Source organism: Paenibacillus sp. S02 (genome assembly GCF_019454065.1).
GTDB classification, from domain to species: domain Bacteria; phylum Bacillota; class Bacilli; order Paenibacillales; family Paenibacillaceae; genus Paenibacillus; species Paenibacillus polymyxa_B.
Map to the genome: position 1 here is coordinate 2,423,349 of NZ_CP073682.1, position 22,377 is coordinate 2,445,725.

A 22,377-nucleotide genomic window follows, 5' to 3' on the forward strand; every position below is an offset into this window, starting at 1 on the left:
ATTGAAAATATATAAAGCGTTTTCAAAGTTTGATTCTTCGGGGAAAATAAAAAATGTGGAGATTTGGAATGGGTTGCTATTGCAATGGCAGATTTCTCGGCGGATGTGAAGGAAAAGGCACCTATCACAATGAGTCTTTTGAAAATTCCTTTTTGCTGTTGGCTGGTGCAAGACATAGACGAAATGCAAAACAGATCTGCCCCAAAGGGTGGAAGGTCGGTTTTTTTGTCCTCTCACATGATAAAAATCACTTTCCTCTACAAAGGATAGCGGTTACAATGTAATTGTTGTTAACGTAAACATTAAATTTAAGGTGAAGTAATCCAACTTGAAATGATGTACAGGTATCTTATTATAGCTATATTATCTTGTGTAATCACGAGGCCTGCTATGTGGTGGCGAATGTTATTGTTGAAAAACAAGTAGAGTACGAACATTTTTGTTAACGTTAACAATTTATTAGGAAACACGATTATAGAAGGGATGAGAGAGTAATGACTAAAGCGTTTTTAGACGAAAACTTTTTGTTGAGCAATCCAACGGCTGAAATCTTGTACCATCAGTACGCCAAGGATATGCCGATTATCGACTATCATTGTCATTTAAGTCCACAAGAAATTTATGAAAATAAAGCGTTCAAGAATATTACGGAAGCTTGGTTGTACGGAGATCATTACAAGTGGAGACTTATGCGGGCCAATGGGGTTGAGGAACGCCTGATTACGGGGGATGGTGAAGATTATGATAAGTTTTTAGCTTGGGCCAAAACCGTACCTACACTAATCGGCAATCCGCTGTACCATTGGACGCATTTGGAGCTTCAACGCTTTTTTGGTGTCTATGAGCTGCTGAATGAACAGAACGCACCAGTGATCTGGGAAAAGGTAAACCAAAAGCTGCAGGGAAAGGGCTTTGGCGCACGTGATCTGATTGTGAACTCGAAGGTAACTGTGGTGTGCACCACGGATGATCCGACAGACCATCTCGAATACCACAAACAAATCAGCAAGCTGACCGATTTCCCAGTGGCAGTGCTGCCAAGCTTCCGCCCCGACAAAGCTTTGGAAATTAATCGTGAAACTTTCCAGCCTTGGGTGGCTCGGTTGGGTGAAGTCAGCGGACTGGATGTTTCTGGCCTGGAAGGATTTTTGAATGCGCTGGCGAGCCGGGTGCGCCATTTCCATGCTGCCGGAGGCCGGGTATCTGATCATGCGCTGGATACTGTAGTCTATGAAGAAACGACACTGGAGGAAGCGGCAGCCATATTCAGCAAGGCGCTGGAGGATGGCCATGTGACTCCTTTAGAGGAGGCGAAATATAAATCATACGTTCTGGTTTTCCTTGGCAAACAGTATGCAGAACATGGCTGGGCTATGCAATACCACATTCACGCTCTGCGTAACAACAACACGGCTATGTTCCGTCATTTGGGACCGGATACAGGCTATGATGCCGTAAATGATGGCTCTATCGCTCGTCCATTGGCGGCATTGCTGGACGCACAGGAGCTGGCAGGAGGATTACCGAGAACCATTTTGTATTCGCTTAATTCGGTTGATTATCCAGTACTGGCAAGTCTCGCGGGCTGCTTCCAATCCGGTGGAACTGTAGGGAAAATCCAGTTTGGCACGGCATGGTGGTATAACGACCATATCGAAGGCATGCAGGAGCAGATGAAGTTGCTGGCTAACTACGGGGTGCTGTCCCGCTTTATTGGTATGCTGACGGATTCCCGCAGCTTCCTCTCCTACACACGCCATGAATATTTCCGCCGTATACTCTGTGACTTAATTGGGACGTGGGTTCAGGAGGGTAAGGCGCCTGAGGATCTGGAACTGCTCGGAGCAATGGTACAAAACATTTGCTACAATAACGCTGAGCAATATTTTAATTTCCCAACGGTTGTTCATAGTAAGTGAAGCTACCGCCTAAGGTGAGAACTCACTAACTTTATAAAAATAGCTCTTGCCAGGAGCTTGTTTCAAACTCCCGGTAAGAGCTATTGAAAACAAAATAGTTATCAACTGAGGATTTTGCAAAAATCCCATAAGCGACTTCCAATGAACAAGATATAGATCGAAATGGTTTAGTTCGTCTATATCTTGCACTTCGGAGCGACTGAAATCGAATTTTGCAAAATCCTGAACTAAATATGTGAAAATAATTACAAACATAGAGGAGTGTGTAGGTATGGGAGTGCCTATCGTGCAGGAGAGCGTCCAAACTGACAACAAGACAGGCGAGCATATTAGCCTGAAAGAAAAGATTTCGTATGGTATGGGTGACTTTGGAAACGGATTCATGTTTGATTTGGGGCAGTTGTATTTGCTGAAATTTTTTACAGATGTAGCAGGGGTTTCTGCAGGAGCCGCTGCAGGCATTTTCTTGGTCAGCAAGCTGTTTGCCGCCATCTGTGATCCCATTGTCGGGTCCTTTGTTGATTATCGCAAACATATCGGTGCACGTGGAAAATTTAGGCCTTTTCTTATCGTTGGAAGCGTTATCCTTGCAATTCTTACGGTTCTAACCTTTATTTCGCCGAATATTTCACCCACAGGCAAACTCATTTACGCCTATGCGTCCTATATGATCTGGGGGATCGGCTACTCTATTGTAAACATTCCATACGGCTCGCTGGGTGCCGCCATTACGCAGGATACTCATCAGCGTGCTTCATTGTCATCTTTCCGTCAGGCAGGATCTCTGGGCGCATTATTCGTCACCAGTGTCGTTGTCATGCCGCTTATTTTACTGTTTCCTAACCATCATGTTGGCTATCCAGTTGTGATGGGGATTATGTCACTCATTGGTGTGATCGCTTTCATCATATGTTACCGAGGAACGAAAGAACGTATTATTAGCCAGTCCGGACCAAAAGAGAAGCTATCTATAGGCGTTATCGTCCATACCTTTACGAATAACAAGCCTTTGCTGGTACTCGTTTTGATGACGATTTTCACCATATCCGCGTACAATATTAAGTCCGCACTGCTGATCTATTTTGCCGAATATAACTTGGGGCATGTAGAATTAATGGCTTATATGAATTTTATTATTATCGGTTCGTCGCTACTGGGTGTGTTGTTCCTGCCTAAGCTGGTACGGCGCTTCGGTAAACGAAAAACAGCTATACTGGGGATGATGGTTAGTGTCATTGCCGACTCCATTAACTTTTTCATGCCTTCAAATGTATATATTTTCACAATCCTGGCCAGTATTTCGTTCATTGGTATTAGTATTCCTAACGGGGTTACCTGGGCATTCGTGTCCGATATCATTGATTATGGCGAATGGTCATCCGGGGAGCGTAAGGAAGGGATTACTTACTCGTTATTTAACTTTTCACGTAAGCTGGCTCAATCCTTGTCTGGCTTTCTATCGGGTATTGGACTAGCGCTCATCGGCTATGTTCCGAATGTGGTTCAGTCCTCTGGAACGCTGCTTGGGATCAAGGCATTACTTTGTCTCTATCCGGCTGTTGCCCTGGCTTTGGCCATGCTGGTCATCGGTAAAATGTACAAGCTGACTGACAGTAGACATGCAGAAATGGTTCAAGAGTTACAGCGTCGACATGCGGACAACCGCGTATAATTTGTGAAAGTCTTCTTTTCCGGGCGGCTCCTGTGGTATGGTGGGTATATAATTTTTTTAGAGCCTCACTAAGGAAAGGATACGTATATGGCAGCTACCATTAAAGACATTGCCAAATTGGCTAATGTTTCCCATACAACCGTCTCCCGGGCGCTCAATAACAGCCCGCTGATTAAAGAAGATACGAAACGCAAAATTATGGAGTTGGCAGAGCAACTCAATTACATTCCAAATTTTAATGCCAAAAGCCTGGTTCTCCAGCGCTCGCATACGATTGGCCTGTTTTTCACCAGTATTTCAGAAGGCACCAGCTCCAGTTTTTTTGCGGATACCATCCGCGGAGTTAATCATGTCATCGGGGTGGATTACAATTTGTTTGTGCGAGGAATTGACGATTACGCCGATTTTTCGGCCATTCACCGCAAGCGTTTTGATGGTATCATTCTGATGAGCCAGAGCGAGGCGGACAACCCTTTTATTTATCATGTGCTTGGTCAAGGTATTCCGCTTGTTGTACTGAATCGGCAGGTGTCCGGTGCGGGGATTGTAAATGTGATTTCTAATGATAAGGAAGGGTCCTATGAAGCGGTCTCCTTTCTCGTTGAAAGCGGGCATGAACGCATTGCGATCATTGAAGGGGTAGAAGGTTTCAAGTCTACCCAGCAACGCCGCGAGGGTTTTATGAATGCGTTGATTGATAGTGGTAAGCCGATTCGACATGAATATATCGTGCAAGGTCATTATGATACTGAAAGCGGAAGCCAGGCCATGAAGCAACTGCTTTCCTTGCAGGAGCCGCCGACAGCGGTATTTTGCTCTAACGATGATATGGCTATTGGGGCCATGAATGCGGTATTCGAAAACGGCTTGAAGGTACCAGAGGATATCTCAGTCATTGGTTTTGACGATATCGGGTTCTCAATGTATACGACTCCACCGTTAACAACGGTCAAAAGACCGATTGAGCAGATAAGTGAGCGCGGAGCCGCCTGCATTCTGGAACGAATTCAGTCACCGTCCAATGAGGGTGAGCTTATATTTATGGAGACTGCGCTTAAGAAACGGAAATCAACGGCAGGCAGACCACGCTGAGTTTCGATTTATTAACAGGCAGGCCAAAGGGGCAGAAACCATGCTAGATGTATGGCTTCTGCCCCTTTTAGGTTGAAATGAGCTCTGCCTCGTCTGTATTTAACGAAAGAGATTGGTTTTAGCCAGTTCTACAATCTCGTCACCGCGTCCGTTCAGCATCGCTTTCATCATCCACAGTGTAAATCCTTCTGCTTGTTTAAGATTAATTTTGGGTGGCATGGATAGCTCTTGACGGTTCACCACCACGTCTACCACAACAGGGCCATCATGAGCCAATGCTTGCTGAATGGCATCCTCCAGCATTGTCGGATCTTCAACCCGGATGCCCTTGAGTCCCATGGCTTGCGCTACAGCACCAAAATCAGGATTCACCAGTTCAGTGCCGTTTTCCAGGAATCCGGCCGCTTTCATTTCCAGCTCGACAAAACCGAGAGCGCCATTATTGAAAACAATGACTTTAATAGGCAGCTGATGCTGCTTCAGGGTGAGCAGGTCGCCCATCAGCATCGTGAGCCCGCCATCGCCTGAGAGGGCAATCACTTGTCGGTCAGGCTCAGTGGACTGCGCTCCGATTGCCTGCGGCAGCGCATTTGCCATCGTGCCATGGTTGAACGAGCCGAGCAGCCGACGCTGACCGTTCATCTGCAAATAACGCGCCGCCCATACAGTGGGAGTACCGACATCACAGGTGAAAATAGCATTTTCCTGCGCGGCGTCACTGATGACCTTGGCGAGATATTGTGGATGGATCGGCGTATGACCTGGTTTACCGACGGCAAGGCCATCCAACTCATGGCGTACCTTGGTATAGTGGGAGACGGTTTTCTCTAGATGCTTGGAATCATGCTTTGACGTTAAATGCGGTAGCAGCATTTCCAATGTGGCTTTTACATCCCCGCATAAACCATACGTCAACGGAGTACGTCTACCGAGATGGGCTGGCTCTATATCTACCTGTAGGATAATCGCATCTTCAGGGTAAAATTGTCTGTAAGGGAAGTCTGTTCCGAGCATAAGCAGGACGTCACAATCCATCATCGCATGGTATCCGGAAGAATACCCGATCAGTCCCGTCAATCCAGCATAATAAGGGTTGTCATACTCCAGATATTCCTTGCCTCGCAGAGCGGATACCATAGGGGATTTTAACTTGTCGCATAGCTGCATGAGCAATTCATGAGATTGTGCACAGCCGGCGCCGCATAGTAACGTAATTCGTTTGCCTTTATTCAAATATTCGGCCAGTCGGGAGATTTCGGAAGCTGACGGATGCACTACAGGTGCAGTGGGATGGTAGACATGTTCAGGCACGGGTACCTTTTCCGCCTCCAAAGCTGCTACATCTCCGGGAAGAACAATGACGGATACACCTGAACGTGAAATTGCCTGTTAAATGGCCATGGTCACCGTTCTGGGAATTTGACGCGGTGTCGTAATAACCTCACAGAAGTGACTGCATTCTCTGAAAAGATGCTCAGGATGGGTAGCTTGAAAATATTCACTTCCGATTTCGTCGCTTGGAATATGAGCGGCAATAGCCAGTACAGGCACCCGATTGCGGTGGCAATCATATAAACCATTAATCAGATGTAAATTTCCGGGACCACTGCTTCCAGCACATACAGCAATGCTGCCACTAAGGTCAGCATCTGCTCCAGCTGCAAAGGCAGCCACTTCTTCATGCCTTACATGAATCCATTCGATTTGACCGTTGCTGCGAATGGAATCAACCATATTATTTAGAGAATCTCCAACAATGCCATAAATCCGCTTGACCCCTGCATTGACCAAAACTTGTACAATAGTATCTGCGATTGTCTTCATAGATGTTCCTCCTGCCTAGTAGGTAGTGTTATCCTGCCCGTGCTTTCTTGCGTCTATTCTCCTGAAATGTATATAAGAACAAGGTCTCGGGATAGGGTGATAGTTAGCCTTAACCGTCTTGGATCAGGTGCGAAACAACAGAAAAAGGACGATATACTTGCAAATTTTTATATAAACGTATATGTTAACGTGTTCATATTATTGTCATTATTATTTTTTTAAACTAAAAATATTGATAAAACTATTTTGTTAACGTGTGCATTGTGATAAAATAACGATGAAATCATTATGGTAATTGTGGGAGGTTACTCCGGATGAAACAAGTAGATGAATTAGACCAATTAAACAGAAAAAGCTTTATCGTTACTGAACCACATCCCGAGAAGGTGCTGCAATTTGGGGAAGGGAACTTCCTGCGTGCTTTTGTAGACTGGCAATTTGACAAAATGAACAAGCTGGCCGAATGGAATACGGGAGTTGTGATTGTACAACCGCAGCCAGGAGGTCTCGTGGAGAAGCTTAACGAGCAGGATGGCCTGTATACGGTTATTCTTGAAGGGATTAAGGATGGGAAGGCCATGAAGGAGCATACCGTTGTGGAGTGCGTCACTCGTGGGATTAATCCGTACGGTTCGGACTTTTTGGAGTATGAAGCATTATCCCAAAAGCCGGAGCTACGTTTTGTCGTGTCAAACACGACGGAAGCGGGGATCGCTTATGCACCAGAGGATCAGCTAGAAGATCGTCCGCAAAAGAGCTTCCCAGGCAAACTGGCCGCCTTTCTGTACAAGCGCTTTCAATTTTTCGGGGGCGATCAGAGCAAGGGACTAGTGATCATTCCGTGCGAGCTCATCGACCGTAATGGAGACGCTCTCAAGGAAATCGTATTGAAATATGCGGACCAATGGAAGCTTGGGGCTGATTTTATTGCATGGTTGGAGGAATCGAATACGTTCTGCAACAGTTTGGTCGATCGGATTGTACCTGGTTATCCCAAAGACCGGATTCATGAGATTCAAGCAGAATTGGGTTACAAGGACGATTTGGTTGTTGTGGGCGAACAGTATCATTTATGGGTTATTGAAGGGCCACAGTGGCTTAAAGAAGAATTACCTGCTCATTTGGCCGGATTGAATGTACTGATTGTCGACGATATGGCGCCATACCGTACACGGAAAGTACGCATTTTGAATGGAGCACATACGGCGCTTACACCTGTAGCTTATTTATATGGCCTGGACACGGTGGGGCAGGCGGTCGAGCATGATATTATGGGAAACTTTATCCAGTCGCTGATTCGAGAAGAAATTATTCCGACGCTGGACTCGCCAGAAGCGGAATTGAATGTATATGCCGACGATGTTATTGAACGATTCCGTAATCCATATGTAAGTCATTATGTCATGAGTATTGCGTTGAATTCGGTGTCCAAGTTCAAGACACGGAACTTGCCATCCTTGCTCCAGTATGTGGCTCAACGTAAGGCGCTGCCTGTCAAAATCGTGTTTTCACTGGCGTCTTTGCTCGTATTTTACCGGGGTGACAGAAATGGCGAGTCGATTGCGTTGGCAGACGAAGCTGAAGTGTTGAGTACGTTTGGTGAACTGTGGAGTCAATATGACGGTACTCTCGCCGGGGCGAAGCAATTGACTGCGCTGGTACTTGGCCGGCAGACATGGTGGGGGCAAGATCTGAACCAGATCGAGGGGCTGGCTGAACAAACGGCACAGCACGTGTATGAAATTACAAGCAGAGGAATGAAGGAGACGCTCGATTCTCTAACCGGGAACAGCGTGCCCAGAGCATAAGCAAGGAGGAGACCGGAATGCTGGAATTCATTCAAATTCATGATCAAGATAACGTGGCTGTCGCCTTGCGTGATTACAAGCAGGGAGAGACACTGGCGTGGGGAGCACAAGAAGAACAACGGGTGGAGCTAGCCGAGGATGTAGCACGTGGGCATAAAATCGCCTTGCAAGATATAGCTGAAGGTGGGCATGTTCTGAAATACGGATATCCCATCGGTCATGCTATTCAGCCCATTCAGGCAGGTCAGCATGTGCATACGCATAATACGAAGACGAACCTGACGGGCGTGGAGGAGTACACTTATAAGCCTAAGCCAGCTCCTCATTTATATGAACAGGAGAGTCGTACGTTTCAAGGTTTTCGGCGAAAGGACGGCCGTGTGGGGATTCGCAATGAGTTGTGGATTGTGCCGACGGTCGGCTGTGTGAACGGGATCGCTGAACTTATTTTAAACCGTTTCAAGCAGGAAGCGGGAGATATTTCACCTTTTGAAAATGCACTTGTGCTCAAGCATAACTATGGTTGTTCTCAGTTGGGTGACGATCATGCACATACGCGCACGATTTTGATTGATGCCGTGAAACATGCGAACGCAGGTGGCGTACTTGTACTGGGTTTGGGCTGTGAGAACAATGAAATGAAAGAATTTAAGGAAGCCATCGGGGAATATGATTCGGAGCGGGTAAAGTTTTTGCTTTCCCAGGATGTGTCGGATGAAGTAGAGGAAGGGGTAAGGTTGCTTCATGAAATTTTTGCGGCCGTGCAAGAAGATCGGCGGGAACCTGTACCTTTGTCTGAGCTGAACATCGGCTTGAAATGCGGTGGATCTGATGGCTTATCGGGTATTACTGCCAACCCACTACTCGGACGATTGTCGGATTATATGGCCGCGCAAGGTGGAACAACGGTCTTGACAGAAGTACCTGAAATGTTCGGCGCGGAGACGATTTTAATGGAGCGCGCTGCCGATGAGCAAGTATTTAATAAGATCGTACATCTGATTAACGATTTCAAACAATATTTTCTGGATTACAAGCAGCCAGTATACGAAAATCCGTCACCGGGCAATAAAGCAGGGGGCATCACGACGCTGGAGGATAAATCACTGGGCTGTACGCAAAAATCCGGGTCTTCCACGGTCACTGATGTTATTCAGTACGGGGAGCGTCTCAAGACCAAGGGACTCAACCTGCTCAGCGCGCCGGGGAACGATCTAGTGGCATCTTCAGCTCTCGCCGCAGCGGGCTGCCAGCTCGTCATTTTCACAACCGGACGCGGTACGCCGTTCGGCTCCTTTGTTCCGACGATGAAGGTCTCAACCAACTCGCCGTTGTATAAGGCTAAACCTCATTGGATCGACTATAACGCCGGTTCATTGGTGGAGGATGTCAGTATGGAAGATGCGCTCCGCAACTTTGTCGATTACATCGTCGATGTAGCCAGCGGAACTTGGGTGAACAATGAGAAAAACAATTTCAGAGAGCTCGCTATTTTTAAAAACGGTGTTACGTTGTAAAAGGCTGTAGTGTAAGGGAGCGGAATTATTCCGCTTCCCTTTTTGAGTTTGTATGCTTCTAAATAGGCATGTTAGAAAACTGGAATATATTATCATAATGTACTTGTCACATGCTTGAATTTATGATATAACTTAATTACGTAATAAATACGTAATTAAGTTATTTTTAGTTAGGATTTAGATCTTACTTTTGTTTGGTGAATATAAAAAGTCGGACAAGGAGGCGGGAACGGTGGATGATCTTGTTCACTCCGACATCACAGATCTAGACACACTTGTTAACATGATTAAGCTGTCTTTTTCATTTGCGGATGGTGCCAATATGATTGCTTTATGCGACCGGCTGTATAGCCATGTCAACCAAAAGTATCAGGAATTGCAGCTCTACAAAGCGCGCAAGAAACCTATACAACCCATACATACCAAACGGCCGCTAGTCTACTACTACGGCTACAGTCATCTCATGAAAGGCATGGCCTTCCAAAAACAGGGCAAGTATGAGGCCGCTCGCGATTGCATCGAAAAATATGCAGAATTGGGCTGGTTTAATGGTCTCGACCAATATGGGGAGGCAGAGGTAGAATATTACCGCTATGCTGCCAGAGCTAATTTGTATGCCCTTGAAATTTTGTCAGGCCATGCCGAAGTGTTGCAGGAATACGTCCAATTTCTTCGTAACAATCCGGAAGAGCTGTTACCGGGGCTTCTTTCCATCGTTGAGGGAGCGTCGAGATACGACTATCCTTTAGAGGCTGTGCTTAAATCATTTGCCGAACAAATTGAAGGTTTTAAATATTTTGAAGAGCCTGTGAATGTATCATATTATTTTCGCTTCTGTTATCAACTGGCTCTTTATTATATCAAGCAAGAACAGTTTACGGTTGCGTTGGGCTATATCCTGCAATCTCTCATGCTGTCCGATACCCTGGGTATGGAACATGAGCATGAGTTTAGGAAATGTACCGCTATATTTGAAATTTTCAGATCCCAAGCTACAGCAACACAGCAAGACCAATATATAACTATTTTAAAAGGAGTGTTAAAGGATGAAAAAATTGATTTCACGCCCTCTGTCGCTCAGTCTGTTTAGTTTGCTAGTGTTTGTTACAAGTCATGACCTCATCACGGTGTTCTATCATGGAGCCAATCATTAAGAACGCAGAAGTAAAGTAGAAAATTAGTTGTTTTTGCAGGTAGGCAGTTGATTTGAAAATATGATGTGGAAGTAAACCCAATAGCAAGTAAGCTCATTAAGATCAGGGCTTACTTGCTATTTGGCGTATTATAAAGACCGATCATAATGTATTTATAACGTGGCACATGTCCCAAAAATATTTAAGCTGTTGTAGGTTTATGCAGCAAACCCTGTTCTGATGGATGCAATGAAATCCTTGTCTGTTGGTAAACGGGGAATGGTTCTTCCGTACTGTATGATCTCCTTTTTAACGCTGCATCCAGTGCCCGTAGCAAGGAACCTATGAATTGCTCTGGAGAATAGAAAATGCTTTTCCCGACCATATGAATGTGAAGCTCGTTATGGTCACGGTTGCTTACAGACAGCAATATACCTTGACCCTGAAAACCCGTACCGATTGCGCGTATTTTGTTTATTCCCGAGAGTAGCATTTCCGTTTTCACCGCACGCCCCTGTTCCTCTACAAATACAGAAATCAGGCGTTTGTCTGTAACGATAACAATTTGGTTACCCCGAAACGTATGGCTCAGGTGTAGAAAATCTTTATATACCCCAATAGTCTGCTCATGCGGAGAAACAATCCCCATCCGTACAAACTCCTCCAGCTCAGTGACATCGGGTTCCTGATGATTTTTAATTCGTTTTTTGATACTGAACTGAATAGTCAGGATGCCCAAGATAGCTATGAGAAAAGCGCTAAGTCGGACGTTAAATATAAAGAACATCAGGACAATAAGGCTGCCTACTAACCACTGTCCCCAAGTTAGATAGCGCAGCTTTTGTTGTACCGTACGGCGATAATAACCGTAGCCCTTTCCCGGTTGATACTCTTTAGTAAACTTTGACATACCACGCATCATGGTTAATCCATAGACGGATAAAATTGTCATCGCGAGCGCCAAGAGCGTCATAAGCCATTCCTGAGCTGCAACGCCAACTAAAGTACACAGACCAAACATGATGAGCCCCGCCCAGCAGGCAACCTTTTTAATTCGAACCTGTTTCTGAATCGAACGAACCAATTCTTCCATTCTTAATCCTCCTGATCTAGGTAAATAGGTAATGATTGGAATCACATATAGTCTTATCGTACCATCTGATACTCTTCTTCGTAAATTAATAGATGTAAAAAATCCAAAGTATGGAAGAAGATTTTTGCGTATTGTCAGATCCCCACCTGAACTTTAGATACCAAAATCAAAAAATCCAGTACTACTCATTCGAAGCAGAAGCCTCTAAAATAATAAATGTAAGTGCTTACATTACAAAGAAGGGAGGTCTTCGTATGAGAACAGGATGGAAGAATCCGCAGCCACAGCCGCCGGTTCGATCGGGTAGAGGGGCATCACTAGCGCGCAAATGGGTTCAACAAAGACATTTGCAGACTATGGCGCTGCTTGGGGTGGTTTGGATGATTATTTTCCATTACATTCCGATGTACGGCATTTTGATTGCTTTCAAACATTTTGATATTATTGGTACCCTATCAAGCGCACCTTGGGCGGGGTTAGAGCATTTTCGTGCCTTTGTGGAGGATGATAACTTTTGGTACATTGTCAAAAATACACTGGGCATTAGCCTGCTCAAGCTGGCCATTGGGTTCCCATTGCCCATTGTATTTGCTCTGTTCCTGAATGAAATACGATCTACTCGGTTCAAAAAATCTATTCAGACCATTTCATACCTTCCTCACTTTTTATCTTGGGTCATTCTTGGTGGGATCTTAACAACGTGGCTGGCAGATACCGGGATGATTAATCAACTGTTGCTAGCCTGGGGTTGGATTGACCAGCCGATCAGTTATTTGGCAGAACCGAGCTATTTTTGGGCTATCGTCGTTAGCTCGGATATCTGGAAGGAGCTTGGATGGTCAGCTATTATCTATTTGGCAGCAATGGCGGGGGTATCTACGGACATGTACGAAGCGGCCACCATTGACGGGGCCGGACGGTTTCAGAAAATGTGGTACGTCACACTTCCCGCTATCAAGGGGACAATATCTATTTTGTTTATTTTGGCGGTTAGCGGCATATTGAACTCCAACTTTGATCAAATTCTCGTCCTGCGTAACTCGCTGAATGAAAGTGCAAGTAATGTAGTTGATATTTATGTATATCAGGTGGGCATTCAGCAGGGCCGTTTTTCGTATTCTACCGCGGTGGGGTTGCTGAAATCGGTTCTTGCTCTCATTTTGCTGCTAATTGCCAATTCGGTGACCAAACGGGTAAATAATACATCCCTATTTTGAAGGAGGACGGCTGCATGCAGCTATTGCAACGCAGAACAGCAGGCGAAGCGATATTCGACTTCATGAACAACGTCTTCATGCTGATCATTTGTTTTGTCACGTTGTATCCCGTGTGGTATGTGCTGGTGAACTCCTTTAACGAAGGAGCAGACGCTATGCGGGGCGGCATTTACTGGTGGCCAAGAGTATTCAGTCTGGGCAGCTATCAGGCCGTATTTGCTAACAACGGTATTATGACTGCGATGGGAGTGACTATTGCCAAGACGCTTATCGGCACGATTGTTCATGTGTTTTTTACCGCTATGATTGCATATGCATATTCCCGTGGGGAGTTGATCGGGCGCAAGCTGTATATGCTGATTGGCACCATTACCCTGTTTTTCGGTGGGGGATTGATTCCGACGTATTTGCTGATTCGTGATCTCGGACTGCTGGACAGCTTTTGGGTGTACATCATTCCTGCAATGTTCAGCTTTTTTGACCTTATTATTTTTATGGCTTTTTTCCGAGAATTGCCGGATGCACTGGAAGAGGCGGCGAAAATAGACGGTGCGAACGATTTCGGTATCTTTTGCCGGATCGTGCTTCCTGTATCCATGCCCGTTGTAGCGACGATTGCCTTGTTTCATGGGGTATACCAGTGGAACGATTATTTTACTGGAATGATCTATATTAATAATACGGATCTTCAGCCGATTCAAACATATTTGTACCGGGTTGTTGCCCAATCCAGCTCTAATCAGATGATGGCTGCTGCACCGGGGGTCGTTGCCCAGTCCGTCACTTCGCAATCGATCAAGCTGGCGACAATGGTCGTGACGACACTGCCCATTGTACTGGTATATCCTTTTCTGCAAAAGTATTTCGTCAAGGGTCTGATGATCGGCTCGATTAAGGGATAGCACATCATCCAAGGGGGAGATTATGATGAACATTCGCAAATGGCAGAAGGGGCTGTTGGCTTCTGTTCTGCTGGTGGGTTTGCTCGGGGCATGTACGTCCGGCGGAGGCGGTACTATCACGGAATTACAAGACGAGAAGACCAAGGCTACCGCAGATGCACCGGGATGGAAGGCGGATATGGAGCCGATTACGTTTGACTGGTATTTGAACTTTTCCTGGTTCCCGAACAAGTGGGGAACGGATATGACCTCGAAGTATGTTACGCAAAAGACCGGGGTCAGCGTCAATTTTATCGTGCCCGCAGGGAATGAAAATGAAAAGCTCAACACCATGCTGGCCTCCGGCAAGCTGCCTGATTTTGTCACGCTTGGTTGGGGAGAGGACGCGGTCAAAAAAATGATTGAGGGCAAGATGGTGCTTCCGCTCAACAAGCTGGCCGAGAAATACGATCCGTATCTGATTAAAATAGCTGATCCGGCGAAAATGTCCTGGTATCGCCAAACGGACGGGAATGTATACGGGTATCCTAACGCTTCTTCTTCGCCACAGGATTATCAAAAATACGGCCAAAATTTTGTTTCCAACCAGACGTTTATGGTTCGGAAGGATATGTACGAGGCAATAGGTAAGCCGGATATGAGAACACCGGAAGGATTTTTGAAAGCGCTTCAAAAGGTGAAAGAGAAATTTCCGGAGGTGAACGGTCAGCCTCTTATCCCGATGGGATTCCACGAATTTACGGATAACGGAAATTATTCTTTTGAAGACTATTTACTCAATTTCCTAGCCATTCCTCATGAAAAGAACGGCAAGCTGGTCGATCGTCGTTCGGACGAAGAGTATATTCGCTGGCTCAAAACATTCCGTCAAGCAAATGAGCAGGGCCTGATCGCCAAGGACGTATTTATCGACAAACGTCCGCAAATGGAGGAAAAGGTGGCACAGGGCCGATATTTTGCCATGTTATATCAGCGCTCCGACTTTGCCACACAACAGGTAATGTTATATGCGAAGGACCCGAACTCCGTCTATATCGCGGTGGATGGACCTTCGAACAGTAAGCTGGACCCGCCGACGCTGGCCGGGCCGGGTATTTCCGGCTGGACGGTGACGCTTATTTCGAAGGATGTCAAAGACAAGGAGCGGGCTATTGAATTTCTGACTTATCTGATTAGCGAGGAAGGAAATCGCGACCTATATCTGGGGGAGCAGGGCAAGCTGTGGGACATGGTTAACGGTAAGCCAGCCTTCAAGCCGGAGGTGCAGGAGCTGCTGAACAAGGATCGTTCTGCTTTTGATAAAAAATATGGCGCCTCCTTTACCTTCTGGATGCTGATGGATACGAATATGAATTTGCAGTGGGCGCCCCCCAGCGTCGAGCCGTATAAGCAGCCAGAGGATTGGACGAAAGGCAAGACGAAAGGCTTCTCCCAATATGACAACATCAAACCGACCGGAACTTCGGCAGAGGGCATTGCGTCAGGCCAGATAGATAAAATTTGGGGCAAGACATTGCCGAAGCTGCTGCTGGCTTACTCAGATGAGGAATTCGACCAGCTGTTTGCTCGCTTTTTGGAAGACCGCAGAAAAGCAGGATACGACAAAGTTATGGCCTATCAGCAAAAAGCCTATGAGGAAAACCTTAAGAAAATTGAACAGTTCACCAAATGATCTAATTCAATGACTTAATCTATTGAACCCCTAAGGATGTGATTTCATGCCAGGCCGTGCACGTTCACAGATGAAGAGCCTGCTGCGCCGCACTATATGGCAGTGGATGAAGGGGACGGCCGATCGGCTTGGCGGTTGCTCCCTTCAAGTTAAGCTCATTGTCGCGTATATCGGAGTCATTTTAATTCCGGTGGTATTGTTCTCGCTATATACCTTTCACCAACTGTACGAGAATACCATGCAAGACATTACCGTACAAAATCAGTATGTGTTGGATACAGAGCTGGCCCATATTCACAGCAATATGGAAATTATGGAGCGAACCGCACAGCTTGCGATCTCAGATCGCAACGTACTTCGTTACCTGACCGAGGAACGTGAAATAAGCAGCGATGAGCTGGTCCAATTCAACTTGAATGTGTTTCCAAATTTACAGCACTTACTGTACAGTAATCCCAATGTAGAGAACATTCGACTGTATACGAGTAATCCTCAGGCACATGAAATATGGCCGATGATTTTCAATGAATCACGACTGCCTAAAGCCTCCTGGCTGAAAACGGCCCAACTCCGACAAGGGAAAATATGGTGGGAAATGTACAAGGGGCCGAAAAGCTTACTTCTGGGGCAATCCCGGCAGGAAAGTGAGACAGTGCAGTATATGGCACTGCTGCGTGAAATTCAGTCTACCGGAGGAAGACACGCAGGGTTGGTAGAAACAAACATGAGGCTGGAGCTATTTTCACCTAGAGTATTTGGAATCCAACAGCGTGATCGCGCATGGCAAATGTTCATTCTGGACGGCGACGATTCCAGCTCAAGGAACGCTGATAAACCAATGTCTTCTACCGATATAGCTACAGCTTCCGCTCAATCAGATTCAATTTCGATCCCTCTGTCCCATGTGCACCATCTGTTTCAGTCCCAAGTTCAGGGACCGGGTGGTGCTTTTGATTTTTCCTATGAGAATAAGCCTTATCTCGGTATGTACCGTTATATAGAAGGGTTGAACGCCTATCTGCTAAATGTGGTGGCGCTGGACGGTCCGCTAGGTGATCTCCGTCAGAAACGCAATGCCATGCTACTCATTATTAGTATGCTGATTTTGTTTATGTCCGTCATTTCTTATACCCTGCATGCCTTCATTCTCAAACAGCTACATACACTGCGTGAATCCATGAAAAAAGTAGAGCAGGAGGGTGACTTTCAGCTTAGAATTCCAGTATATGGGCGGGGAGAAGTGGCTGAGTTGGCTCTATATTTTCGCAGTCTACTGAGTCGGATTAACGGACTCATTGCCGAGGCAGTACACAAGCAGGCCGCTGCTCAGGAGGCTGAACTGCTAGCGCTCAAGCATCAGATTGATTCCCATTTTCTCTATAATACATTGGAAAATTTAAAAATGATGGCGGAGATAGAACGACAGTATCCGCTGTCGGATGCCCTTACCTCCCTTGGCTCGATGATGCGTTATAATCTCCAATGGTCGGGGTCGTGTGTTGCTTTGCGGGATGAAATCCGCCATATTCAGCATTATGTGGCCATCATGAACATTCGCCACGATAACCAAATTGGATTGGAAATTCATCTATCGTCGGCGTTTATGGAACTGGAGATGCTGAAAATGTCGCTGCAGCCTGTAGTTGAAAATGCTATCAAGCACGGTTGGAGTGCATTGCAAAGCCCATTCAGCATCACGATTGAAGCCTGCCCTAAGCAGGATATTATAGAATTGCGCATACAGGATAACGGAGTAGGGATATCTGAAGAAAGAAGAAACGCCATCATGGCTGGTCTAGCGCGAACGGAAATGGATTCCCACGAGCCCGGGATGAATGGGGGAATCGGTTTGTATAATGTGCATCGCCGTTTGAGTATGCAGTATGGCGAAGAGTATGGCATAAGACTGGACAGCATCCACGGACAATCGACGACAGTGACCTTGATTTTGCCTAAACGTTACATGATGAGGGGGGCAGACCATGACGACCAAGCTGTTGATTGCGGATGACGAGAAAAATATTCGAATGGGACTTCAAGCTATGATCGAACGGGAATTTTCCGGTCTCTATGAATGTGTACTGGTCAAGGACGGAATGGAAGCCTGGCAGCATGTGAAGCAGTTTTTGCCCGAGTTGGTGATAACGGATATCCGTATGCCTGTTATGGATGGCATTATGCTGATGCAGCATATTCGCGAGCTAGAGCCGGGTCGCAGACCTTTGGTAATCATTCTCAGTGGATATGACGAGTTCCAGTATGCGCGTGAAGCGATTCGCTGTGGGGCACGGGAGTATTTGCTCAAGCCGATAGTAAGGGAGGAACTGTTCGGTGCGCTGGCAGTTTTGAATGAGGAATTGAAGCAGAGGAACCACCTCATATACGATGGTGTTGTCAGCGTAGAGAAAGATAGACCAGCTGGCGCGAGTGCCATCGTCGATAGAAGCGGTAGCATGACACGTGCTATCCAATACATCCATGCTCATTACAGCGAGGATTTGAATATGGCAGTAGTATCCAATTCAGTATCCTTAAATTATACGTATTTTAGTCAGGCGTTCAAAGCCTATACAGGCCTTAGCTTTGTTCAATATGTAAAAAGGCTGCGCATTACAGAAGCCAAAAAGCTGCTGGAGTGCCAAGGGGGCAAGATTTATGAAATTGCGGCTAACGTGGGCTTTGACAATGCAAAGCACTTTAACAAAGTGTTTCGTGAGCTGGAGGGGATGACCCCGCAGCAGTTTCGAGTGCAGAATCAAAGGGGTAATTAGATATAAAGAGGGGGAAAACTCCACTGCCTTTTTACTCTTATCCTGATATAATATACGTATGCATAACCATGGCCTTCAATCAGAGAGTTTGTATACAATCACACGAATTGCCGAACGGAAGGGGAGAGCATATGGTTATTTATGAAACGGACCAAGCTTACATCATGACGACGCAGCATGACCATGCCCATATTTCAGGTGAGTTGGCTTCACAATGGGAAGAGAGTGCCTTCAAGAATAGACGTCATAAGCAGGATTTTGTATATGCAGCAAGGGAGCATGACCGGGGCTGGATACAGTTAGACGCTGCTCCTTTCTGGAATGATCATGTATCTGCACCTTATACGTTTATTGATTTTCCGCTCAATCCGCGTTTTGTTTTCTATCGTCTTGGGATTGATGAAGTCGAACAAGGTAATACGTATGCGGCGTTGCTGTGTAGCTTGATGTACAAGGAGCTAGTCGGACGGACCGAGCATCAAAACGCTCAGGACAAGCAGATTACGCATGCTTATCAGGAAGCGGAGGCACAGCGTCGTCAGAGGCTCAAACAGGAGCTGGCATGTGGCGTAACCTTCGACCATCAAGTGCGGACGGATGTACGGAGAATGTTGTTTTGTGACGAATTGAGTCTGTTTTTGTGCAGCCGAGAGCCGGGTACGCCTACAGCAGATTATGAATGGTTTGCTGAAGGTTTAAGCTTCCCGGCTGTTCGACATGAAAGCGGGCGAGTTTGGGCCGAGTGGCTATCGGATCAGACTGTAGGTCTTTCCTTTTTTCCTTTCAGGGGCAAGGTAGGGATTACTCATACCTTTAAGAAGGTGGACAAGGAGAAAATTCGTACCTTTGGTCTCCTAGAGGCTTACCGTTCTTCTGAATGGACGCATCGAACCTTTACCGTTGAACATATCATGGAAGTAGAAGAACATAAGGAGAATGCCTGACCGTCTACGGATACAGCCTCGAACAATATTTTGTTCGTAGACGCAGAGAAAAGTCAGAGCAAAGCCTCCCTGAAACCATGCTTCAGAGAGGCTCGCTTTTTTCTAGCTTTAACATTTTACGATTTTGCAGATGTTTTCGCACGATTGACAATAGTCTGTACTTTATTCAATACCTTATCGCGTGCCCCTTTATTTTTCATCAGATACGTAACACCCATTCCCAATGCTGCTACCACCCATTTTTTATTCTTCATGAATAACGCCTCCTTATGATCATGTTGTCATACACGATTGCTTTAAAAGCATCCAAAATGTGAAAAGATGAACGGGATTTTACGATTTAGTGATTCCTTGCACTCGTTCCGCATAACTATGATTTTACCCTTCTCCATCAAATCTTACCCGTTCCTTCGCCAATGAAACGATTACGACTGTCTTTTCATGTTTAATGGATATTATTAAATATCCCGCCACAATTGCTTCAGACGCACATGACAGGGAGGTCTTTGTTATGAGAAAGAAGGAAGTGGTTGCCATGCTGCTCGCCGGCGGACAAGGCAAAAGACTCAAAGGACTTACCCGTACACTAGCCAAACCGGCAGTATTTTTTGGAGGAACTTACCGCATTATTGATTTCCCTCTCAGCAATTGCACTCATTCTGGTATAGACACTGTAGGCGTATTGACCCAATACGAGCCGTTGGTGCTTCATTCCTACATCGGCGTTGGGAGCGACTGGGATTTGGATCGCCTGGATGGAGGAGTTTTTGTTTTACCACCGCACGAGAAAGAAAATGGAAACAACTGGTACAGGGGCACGGCGGATGCAATTTATCGAAACCTGCATTTCTTGGATCAGTATGACCCGGAGCATGTACTCATTCTGTCAGGGGATCACATTTATAAAATGGACTACAGTCGAATGCTTCACTATCACAAGGAGAAGGAAGCAGACTGCACCATTTCTGTCATCAATGTCACGATTCAGGAAGCCAAACGATTTGGGATACTTAACGCCGATGATGACCTGAAAATATATGACTTTGAGGAGAAGCCTGAACAGCCGAAAAGCACATTGGCCTCCATGGGCATTTATTTGTTCAAATGGGAGGTGTTACGTCGCTATTTACTGGAAAGTGCAAGCGATTCTGAATCCTCACATGATTTTGGCAAGGATATCATTCCATTGCTGCTTCAGCATGGCCGGTCGTTGTATGCGTACCCGTTTGCTGGGTACTGGAAGGATGTAGGTACCATTCAGAGCTTGTGGGAGTCCAACATGGATCTTCTGGTTCAGGATCCGCCTTTGGATCTGAACGATCCTTTCTGGCGCATCTATACCCGCAGTCCCAATCAACCGGCCCAGTATATAACCCAACGGGCGATCCTGAAAAACAGCATTGTAAATGAAGGCTGCATGGTGGATGGAGAAGTAAGGCATTCTGTACTATTTTATGGGGTCGAAGTAGGTGAAGGGAGCGTTATTACCGATTCTGTCATCATGCCAAACGTAAAAATTGGGCGCAATGTACGTATCCACCGGGCTATCGTAAATGAGAACATCGTTATTGAAGACAACGCGTTTATCGGACCTGAAGATAGTTCTGATGAGATTATTTTGTTCGATCAGGAAAGCCAGCTTCATGCACGAATTTAACCCGGATAAGGACGGTGTCTGCTATGAGCCGACTCATTGGAGTTATCAACCTGGATCACGAACTGGATCAGTTGAAGGAGTTGACCTATTTCCGGTGCGGGGCCGCAGTCCCCTTTGCCAGTCGATATCGGCTCATTGATTTTACCTTATCCAACATGATGCATGCAGGGGTGCATGATATTGCACTGTTTATCCGCCGCAAATACCGTTCGCTGCTGGATCATCTGGGTGAAGGTCGGCCTTGGGATCTAGACCGCAGACGGGGAGGGTTGTTTATTTTGCCACCGGACTGGAATGATCCGACGGATGCATCACGTGGGGATTTGCAGCATGTGCACAACAATCTGGACTTTTTCCATCGCTCATCGGGGCAAACCATTATTCACGCAGGAACTCAGCATGTCAATAAGGTTGATATCGAGGATGTATACCGTTATCACCGGGAGAAAAATGCAGATGTTACCCTCGTATATAAACCCATCGACCAGCTCGAATCTGAGCATGCTCCTTGTGCACGACTGGAGATTGATGAGAACGGACGAGTAACTGGTATTCATCAGGAGCAGGATCATCATAATATTTATCTGGAAATGTTCGTAATGGACAAAGGCTTGTATCTGGATCAGGTGAAGCATTGCATTGCCCATCAGGATAATCATTTCTTTCGCGATGCCATCCAGAAAAACCCAAGTGGACTGCGCATTTATGCGTATCGTTATGAAGGTTATCACGCGGTCATCAATTCTATCGAGAGCTACTATAAAAATAGCATGAAGCTGCTGGATCAGCAGCAGTATCAAGCACTGTTTCAGAATCAGCCGGTGCATACCAAAATCAAGTATGAAGCCCCGACCCGTTATACGCATAGCGCCGAGGTGGATCATTCACTTGTTGCCAATGGCTGCACCATTGGGGGCAAGGTCGAGAACAGTATTCTTTTCCGTGGAGTGCGGGTAGAGGAGGGCGCGCGGGTAAGCAACTCGATTATTATGCAAAAATGTGTCATCCGTAAAGGGGCAGTTGTGGAGAATGTGGTTTTAGATAAAGATGTACAGCTTTCACCAGATCGAACTCTGATTGGAGACATTAGAGTTCCCTATGTCATTGCCAAGAATAGCGTAATTTAAAGGATATACTTAGCCATTAAAACGGAAAT

At 46.0% G+C, this 22,377-nt stretch carries 16 protein-coding genes and 1 pseudogene; 14 read left to right on the forward strand and 3 right to left on the reverse strand.

Annotated features, from left to right (window positions below; all coding sequences use genetic code 11):
• The first annotated feature begins 494 nt into the window (after positions 1 to 494).
• The 3 genes from uxaC to KAI36_RS10895 all read left to right on the forward strand — a co-directional run bounded on the left by uxaC (position 495) and on the right by KAI36_RS10895 (position 4,683).
• Positions 495 to 1,919 (forward strand): glucuronate isomerase, encoded by a 1,425-nt coding sequence (gene uxaC, locus KAI36_RS10885; RefSeq protein WP_220027716.1) that lies wholly within the window; start codon positions 495 to 497, stop codon positions 1,917 to 1,919.
• A 271-nt stretch (positions 1,920 to 2,190) separates the two neighbouring features.
• Positions 2,191 to 3,591: an MFS transporter gene (locus KAI36_RS10890; RefSeq protein ID WP_220027717.1), complete on the forward strand. Its 1,401-nt coding sequence runs from the start codon at positions 2,191 to 2,193 to the stop codon at positions 3,589 to 3,591.
• 87 nt (positions 3,592 to 3,678) lie between these two features.
• Positions 3,679 to 4,683 carry a LacI family DNA-binding transcriptional regulator gene (locus tag KAI36_RS10895; protein ID WP_071640663.1) on the forward strand — a complete coding sequence of 335 codons (1,005 nt, stop codon included), beginning with the start codon at positions 3,679 to 3,681 and terminating at the stop codon, positions 4,681 to 4,683.
• A 99-nt stretch (positions 4,684 to 4,782) separates the two neighbouring features.
• Here the strand turns inward: KAI36_RS10895 and poxB are convergent.
• Positions 4,783 to 6,507 (reverse strand): annotated as a pseudogene (poxB, locus tag KAI36_RS10900) (ubiquinone-dependent pyruvate dehydrogenase).
• Positions 6,508 to 6,821: 314 nt separating this feature from the next.
• On the opposite strand from poxB, the gene KAI36_RS10905 reads away from it, so the two are divergent.
• The 3 genes from KAI36_RS10905 to KAI36_RS10915 all read left to right on the forward strand — a co-directional run bounded on the left by KAI36_RS10905 (position 6,822) and on the right by KAI36_RS10915 (position 10,922).
• The gene (locus KAI36_RS10905; RefSeq protein ID WP_220027718.1) at positions 6,822 to 8,315 is read left to right on the forward strand and encodes a tagaturonate reductase; all 1,494 of its coding nucleotides are present in this window, start codon (positions 6,822 to 6,824) and stop codon (positions 8,313 to 8,315) included.
• Positions 8,316 to 8,332: 17 nt separating this feature from the next.
• Positions 8,333 to 9,832, forward strand: coding sequence for a UxaA family hydrolase (locus KAI36_RS10910; protein ID WP_013310046.1), 1,500 nt, complete (start codon positions 8,333 to 8,335; stop codon positions 9,830 to 9,832).
• 232 nt (positions 9,833 to 10,064) lie between these two features.
• Positions 10,065 to 10,922 carry a DNA-binding protein gene (locus KAI36_RS10915; protein WP_071640674.1) on the forward strand — a complete coding sequence of 286 codons (858 nt, stop codon included), beginning with the start codon at positions 10,065 to 10,067 and terminating at the stop codon, positions 10,920 to 10,922.
• A 245-nt stretch (positions 10,923 to 11,167) separates the two neighbouring features.
• Here the strand turns inward: KAI36_RS10915 and KAI36_RS10920 are convergent, their stop codons facing one another.
• Complete coding sequence (locus tag KAI36_RS10920) at positions 11,168 to 12,058, reverse strand: hypothetical protein (RefSeq protein ID WP_220027719.1); 891 nt, start codon at positions 12,056 to 12,058, stop codon at positions 11,168 to 11,170.
• Between the two features lie 254 nt (positions 12,059 to 12,312).
• Here KAI36_RS10920 and KAI36_RS10925 point away from each other — a divergent pair, with 254 nt between their 5' ends.
• The 6 genes from KAI36_RS10925 (at position 12,313) to KAI36_RS10950 (ending at position 19,564) form a co-directional block, all read left to right on the forward strand.
• Positions 12,313 to 13,275 (forward strand): ABC transporter permease, encoded by a 963-nt coding sequence (locus KAI36_RS10925; protein WP_220027720.1) that lies wholly within the window; start codon positions 12,313 to 12,315, stop codon positions 13,273 to 13,275.
• A gap of 14 nt (positions 13,276 to 13,289) precedes the next feature.
• On the forward strand, positions 13,290 to 14,177 hold the full coding sequence (locus KAI36_RS10930; RefSeq protein WP_025722962.1) for a carbohydrate ABC transporter permease: 888 nt from the start codon (positions 13,290 to 13,292) through the stop codon (positions 14,175 to 14,177).
• Between the two features lie 25 nt (positions 14,178 to 14,202).
• Positions 14,203 to 15,849 carry a type 2 periplasmic-binding domain-containing protein gene (locus KAI36_RS10935; protein ID WP_220028094.1) on the forward strand — a complete coding sequence of 549 codons (1,647 nt, stop codon included), beginning with the start codon at positions 14,203 to 14,205 and terminating at the stop codon, positions 15,847 to 15,849.
• Between the two features lie 46 nt (positions 15,850 to 15,895).
• On the forward strand, positions 15,896 to 17,860 hold the full coding sequence (locus tag KAI36_RS10940; RefSeq protein ID WP_220027721.1) for a sensor histidine kinase: 1,965 nt from the start codon (positions 15,896 to 15,898) through the stop codon (positions 17,858 to 17,860).
• The gene (locus tag KAI36_RS10945; RefSeq protein ID WP_220027722.1) at positions 17,832 to 18,620 is read left to right on the forward strand and encodes a response regulator transcription factor; all 789 of its coding nucleotides are present in this window, start codon (positions 17,832 to 17,834) and stop codon (positions 18,618 to 18,620) included. The genes KAI36_RS10940 and KAI36_RS10945 overlap by 29 nt, the downstream gene beginning before the upstream one ends.
• Before the next feature lie 131 nt (positions 18,621 to 18,751).
• A complete protein-coding gene (locus KAI36_RS10950) occupies positions 18,752 to 19,564 on the forward strand; it encodes a DUF3891 family protein (RefSeq protein WP_023988333.1) in 813 nt (270 codons plus the stop codon).
• A 116-nt stretch (positions 19,565 to 19,680) separates the two neighbouring features.
• Here the strand turns inward: KAI36_RS10950 and KAI36_RS10955 are convergent, their stop codons facing one another.
• A complete protein-coding gene (locus KAI36_RS10955; RefSeq protein WP_023988334.1) occupies positions 19,681 to 19,818 on the reverse strand; it encodes a hypothetical protein in 138 nt (45 codons plus the stop codon).
• A 257-nt stretch (positions 19,819 to 20,075) separates the two neighbouring features.
• Between KAI36_RS10955 and KAI36_RS10960 the strand changes: the two genes are divergently transcribed.
• Both KAI36_RS10960 and glgD read left to right on the forward strand, forming a co-directional pair.
• Positions 20,076 to 21,221, forward strand: coding sequence for a glucose-1-phosphate adenylyltransferase (locus KAI36_RS10960; RefSeq protein WP_076160182.1), 1,146 nt, complete (start codon positions 20,076 to 20,078; stop codon positions 21,219 to 21,221).
• Positions 21,222 to 21,244: 23 nt separating this feature from the next.
• Positions 21,245 to 22,348 (forward strand): glucose-1-phosphate adenylyltransferase subunit GlgD, encoded by a 1,104-nt coding sequence (gene glgD, locus KAI36_RS10965; RefSeq protein WP_071640687.1) that lies wholly within the window; start codon positions 21,245 to 21,247, stop codon positions 22,346 to 22,348.
• Positions 22,349 to 22,377: the final 29 nt, after the last annotated feature.

Coding starts and splice junctions, on each gene's coding strand:
- uxaC (WP_220027716.1), top strand. CDS start 495: ATGACTAAAGCGTTTTTAGACGAAAACTTTTTGTTGAGCAATCCAACG.
- KAI36_RS10890 (WP_220027717.1), top strand. CDS start 2,191: ATGGGAGTGCCTATCGTGCAGGAGAGCGTCCAAACTGACAACAAGACA.
- KAI36_RS10895 (WP_071640663.1), top strand. CDS start 3,679: ATGGCAGCTACCATTAAAGACATTGCCAAATTGGCTAATGTTTCCCAT.
- KAI36_RS10905 (WP_220027718.1), top strand. CDS start 6,822: ATGAAACAAGTAGATGAATTAGACCAATTAAACAGAAAAAGCTTTATC.
- KAI36_RS10910 (WP_013310046.1), top strand. CDS start 8,333: ATGCTGGAATTCATTCAAATTCATGATCAAGATAACGTGGCTGTCGCC.
- KAI36_RS10920 (WP_220027719.1), bottom strand. CDS start 12,058: ATGGAAGAATTGGTTCGTTCGATTCAGAAACAGGTTCGAATTAAAAAG.
- KAI36_RS10925 (WP_220027720.1), top strand. CDS start 12,313: ATGAGAACAGGATGGAAGAATCCGCAGCCACAGCCGCCGGTTCGATCG.
- KAI36_RS10930 (WP_025722962.1), top strand. CDS start 13,290: ATGCAGCTATTGCAACGCAGAACAGCAGGCGAAGCGATATTCGACTTC.
- KAI36_RS10935 (WP_220028094.1), top strand. CDS start 14,203: ATGAACATTCGCAAATGGCAGAAGGGGCTGTTGGCTTCTGTTCTGCTG.
- KAI36_RS10940 (WP_220027721.1), top strand. CDS start 15,896: ATGCCAGGCCGTGCACGTTCACAGATGAAGAGCCTGCTGCGCCGCACT.
- KAI36_RS10945 (WP_220027722.1), top strand. CDS start 17,832: ATGACGACCAAGCTGTTGATTGCGGATGACGAGAAAAATATTCGAATG.
- KAI36_RS10950 (WP_023988333.1), top strand. CDS start 18,752: ATGGTTATTTATGAAACGGACCAAGCTTACATCATGACGACGCAGCAT.
- KAI36_RS10955 (WP_023988334.1), bottom strand. CDS start 19,818: ATGAAGAATAAAAAATGGGTGGTAGCAGCATTGGGAATGGGTGTTACG.
- KAI36_RS10960 (WP_076160182.1), top strand. CDS start 20,076: ATGAGAAAGAAGGAAGTGGTTGCCATGCTGCTCGCCGGCGGACAAGGC.
- glgD (WP_071640687.1), top strand. CDS start 21,245: ATGAGCCGACTCATTGGAGTTATCAACCTGGATCACGAACTGGATCAG.